Annotated in this window: 3 protein-coding genes; 1 reads left to right on the top strand and 2 read right to left on the bottom strand. The window is 74.0% G+C overall.

Annotation, left to right across the window (positions count from 1 at the left end):
• A partial coding sequence (locus E1182_RS29550) for a phosphatidylglycerol lysyltransferase domain-containing protein (RefSeq protein ID WP_132271003.1) occupies positions 1–2,743 on the bottom strand: 2,743 nt, incomplete at its 3' end.
• Between the two features lie 230 nt (positions 2,744–2,973).
• Between E1182_RS29550 and E1182_RS29545 the strand changes: the two genes are divergently transcribed.
• Positions 2,974–3,366, top strand: a complete 393-nt coding sequence (locus E1182_RS29545; protein ID WP_132271002.1) for a LytTR family DNA-binding domain-containing protein — start codon at positions 2,974–2,976, stop codon at positions 3,364–3,366.
• Here the strand turns inward: E1182_RS29545 and E1182_RS29540 are convergent.
• Positions 3,344–3,988: a response regulator transcription factor gene (locus E1182_RS29540; RefSeq protein WP_207921570.1), complete on the bottom strand. Its 645-nt coding sequence runs from the start codon at positions 3,986–3,988 to the stop codon at positions 3,344–3,346. The two genes, E1182_RS29545 and E1182_RS29540, sit on opposite strands and share 23 nt — an antisense overlap.
• Positions 3,989–4,117: the final 129 nt, after the last annotated feature.

The following is a 4,117-nucleotide window of genomic DNA, read 5'->3' as shown; positions in this document are numbered from 1 at the left end:
CCCCCGCCAGCACCGAGCGCATCACCGCGAAGTTCAACCCCAGACCCCACTGCCCCCGCGCCCGCAGGTGCTGGACGGTGTCGATGATGAGAAAATCGGTGAGGCCGTTGGGCAGCTCGACGTCGCTGCGCCTGCGCATCACGTCCAGCGACCAGCCGGCGATGTCCGCCGCCGGTGTCCACTGGCAGAACGCGTCGACGCGCCCGTCCGGGCCGTACGCCACAGTCAGCAGCAGCCCGGCGTCCGCCGGATCGAACAGCCGCGACAGGGTCATCGAGAACCCCCGCTCCACCGCGCCGTGCCGGCTCTGCGTCGACAGCCGGCGCAACTCGTCGGCGAGTGCCGGCGGCAACGTCGCCGGATCGTAGAACCGGGTGGTGTACCCGGCCCGTTGCACCCGTCGGTAGGCGCTGCGCAGACCCTTCATCGGGCGCCCGTCGAGGCTGAAGCTGCCGCAGTCGACGATCGCCTCGTCGCCCAGGTACACCGGGCGCAGCCCGGCCGCCTGGTAGACCGGCAGCCAACCCTCGGCCGCGCCGACCACGGTGACCGGCCAGCCGTGCCGGTCGGCGAAGGCCAGGAACTGCGCCCACGCGTCCGCCCACTGCTCGGGCGGCCCGATCGGGTCCGGTGAGACCAGACACACCCCGTCGCGCACCTGGTAGGCCACCACACAGTCACCGGTGAAGAACCAGGTCTTGTCCGATCGCAGCGCGAAGTACCCCAGGGTGTCCCCGCCGTACCGCCGCACGACGGCCCGCGCCCTGGCCAGGTCGGCGCGGTGCTGGGCCGCGCCCGGCCGGCGATGCCGCCTCGGCCGTAGCAGCAGCCACCCGCTGCCCAGCAGCAGGCTGCACCCGACCGCGGTCAGCGCCGGCTCCACCAGTCGGCCCGACGACGGCAGCGGCGCGGCGGTGGCGCCGACCATCCGGGCCGCCACCACCCGGGCCGCGTGCCGGGTGGTCCCGGGCGCGCCGGTGGCCGCCGTCAGGCCCAGGGAGACCGCCACCACCAGCGCACCACCGGCCAGCAGGACGGCGACCGCGGCCCGCACCTGTCCGCGGTCGGGATGGGTCGGGAACGCCGCCCGGTGCCGGAGCAGCCAGCCGGCCACCACGACGGCGAGCAGCGCCTCCCCCACGTCGAGGCCCTTGACCAGATGCAGCACGGCGGACGCCACGAGCAGACCGGACGCCACCCCGAAGGCCAGGCTTCGGCCACGACGCAGACCCCACGCCACCAGCAGCAGGGCGACACTGACGAAGACCACGCCGGCCGCTGCCGCCTGCGGCGCCTCGACCGGCAGCCACTCCAGCAGCGCGGCCAACCGGTCCCGCAGCGGCGGCGTCACCGCCGAGGCGAGGTTGAGCAGCGCCATGCCGCCGACCGTCAGCGCGGCCCTGCGCCGCACCCGCTCGTACCTGACGCGGCGGGCCAGCGCCTCCTGCTGCACCGGCCAGCCCGCCTGGCCGGGCACCGTGGCCACCACCGCGGGCGAATCCGGTAGCGACCGGTGGCGCCGGACGACGAGCCGCTCCACCAGCGTCGCCTCGCCGGCCGGCGACTCGCCCACCACCAGCCGAGCCCGTACCTGCTGCGCCACGTCGACCTCCACCCAGCTGCGGCGCAGCACCGGCAGGAACACCGGCGGCAGGAACCAGCGGGCCCGCCGCGCCTCCACCGCCCGCGTCGCGCAGCCGCTGTTGGCGTAGAAGCCACCCGCCACCGCCGCCAACTCGGGCCGGTGGGTGTGACCGGTGATGAATCCGGCCAGGCCCGCCTCGCACAGCGCGGCGGCGGCGGCCTTCGGAGGACCGTTGAGCCGGCTCCCCCACGGACCGAGCCGGCTGCCGGCCAACGACGCGTACACGGTACGGGCCAGCAGCACCGCCAGGACCACCAGCAGGACCAGGTCGGCGACCAGGGTGATCCCGGAGATCAACAGCCACCGTTCGACCCGGGCGAGCGCGGCCGAGTGCGCCAGCAGCCGCACCATGAACGGCGCGCGCAGGGCCAGGGCCAGCAGCGCCGGCAGCAGCAGCCACCAGACCCGCGAACCCAACCGGCGGTACACCAGCCGGGAGGCGACAAGCGGCCCGATCGCGCCCGGGTCGGTGAGTGCCCCGGCGTCGGCCAGCATCGGATTACCCCGGACGTGCGGCAACACCTCCTGCACGATGTGCTGACCCAGCGGCGAGTCCAGCGGATTACGTGGATCACGCAGGGCGTTCGCCGGATCGAACGCGTGGCCGTGCTCGCAGCGCACCACCCGCGGCCCGGCCGGCGTGTCGAAGCACAGGTCCACCGAGAGGGCGCACCGACCGCCGAGTCGGTCGGCCACGACCGCCGCCGACACCCCGTCCCAGGCGATCGCGGCGTCGTGGTCACCCACCACCACGACCAGTTCCCGACCGGGTTCGCGGCTGAAGTCCCGCAACGCCGCAGTCAACGCCGGATGGGCGTCGAGGGCACCCCCCACGGTGCCGCCCGGCTCGCCCCACAACTCGAACACGTCCCCGTTGAGCACCACGCCCCCGGGGCCCGACCACCGACCGAGCCGCCCCACCAGGTCGCGCTCGAACCGGCTGGAAGCAGCCGACCGGGCCTGCCCCAAACGCAGGTCACCACAGACCAGGGCGGTGGCGTCGGCCGGCAACCGCACGGTCAGCCGGTCCGACACCGCAACACCGGACGGTGCCGCATCGCCGACCGGAGTCACCATCCCCGCACCGACGCCCGTCACGTGCCCTCCCCTCGGGTCAGGTCCGTCGCCAGCGGCCGGCCCGGTTGACAAACGTGTGCCGGGTGCCGCCGTCCGCCCGCGCCCTTCCGTCGACAAGCGTGGAGCTTGCGGCGGCGCCGGTCCTCACCGCCAGCACCCGTCCCGCCTGGGGGCTGGCTGCAACCGGACCGCCCGTACGTTGTCCAGGTAGCCGGAATGCCAGGGCCGCCTGCGGCTGCGACGCTTGTTCCATGCTGCGCTGCTTGATCGTCGACGACAGCCGGTGGTTCCTCGACGCCGCCCGTGCGCTGCTGGATCGCGAGGGCGTCACGGTCGTGGGCGTGGCGTCCAACGGTGTCGAGGCGCAGCGACGGGTCGCGGAGCTCCGGCCCGACGTGGTGCTGCTCGACATCGACCTGGGCGGCGAGAGCGGCTTCGAGCTGGCCCGGCGGTTACAGCCGGAGGACGGCCGGCCGCCGGCCCGCCTGATCCTCATCTCCACCCACGACGAGGAGGACTACGCGGAGCTGATCGCGGCCAGCCCCGCGGTGGGCTTCCTGCCCAAGGTCACCTTGTCGGCCACCGCCGTCCGGGGCCTGCTGGACGAGCACTCCGGCCGGGTCAGCGGGCTTCGAGGAACGTGAGCACCGCCAGGACCCGGCGGTGATCGTCATCGGTCCCGGTCAGGTCGAGCTTGGCCAGGATGCTGCGTACGTGCTTCTCCACGGTGCCCTCGGTCACCCACAGCCGCCGGGCGATGCCCGCGTTGGACCGCCCCTCGGCCATCAACGCCAGCACCTCCCGTTCCCGCTCGCTCAACACGGCCAGCGGATCGTTGCGCCGGCGCGCCGACACCAACTCCTGCACCAGCGCGGGGTCGACCACCGACCCGCCGTGCGCGACCCGTTCCAGGCTGTCGACGAACTCCGCCACGTCGCTGACCCGGCTCTTGAGCAGGTAACCGACGCCGCGCCCGCTGACCAGCAACTCCATCGCGTGCTCCACCTCGACGTGGGCGGACAGGACGAGCACCGCCGTCTCCGGGTGGTCCTCGCGGATGTCACGGGCGGCCTCCAGCCCTTCCGAGGTGTGGGTGGGTGGCATCCGGATGTCCACCACGACCAGGTCGGGGTTGGTGGCCCGGGCCAGCTCCACGAGTTGCCGCCCGTCGCCCGCCTGCCCCACCACCTCGTGACCGGCCCGCTGCAACAGACTGGCCAGCCCCTCCCGCAGCAGGACGTCGTCGTCGGCCAGCAATACCCGCACACTCGTCATGAGGCGGATTATCCGGCTAGCGTACGGCCGGTGAGAACCGTGCGGACCACCTGGGCGCGATGCCCGGACCGCCACCGTGCCGCTGGCCGGCCCCGGCGCGCGGGGGCCTGACGTGTGGGG

The organism is Micromonospora sp. KC721, assembly GCF_004348355.1.
Lineage (GTDB): Bacteria > Actinomycetota > Actinomycetes > Mycobacteriales > Micromonosporaceae > Micromonospora.
The sequence above is the reverse complement of the archived record's forward strand: the minus strand, read 5'-3'. Positions and strand labels throughout refer to the sequence as shown.

What these genes read in the sequence shown, in the direction of transcription:
- E1182_RS29545 (WP_132271002.1), top strand. Translation starts at nt 2,974, where the DNA reads ATGCTGCGCTGCTTGATCGTCGACGACAGCCGGTGGTTCCTCGACGCC.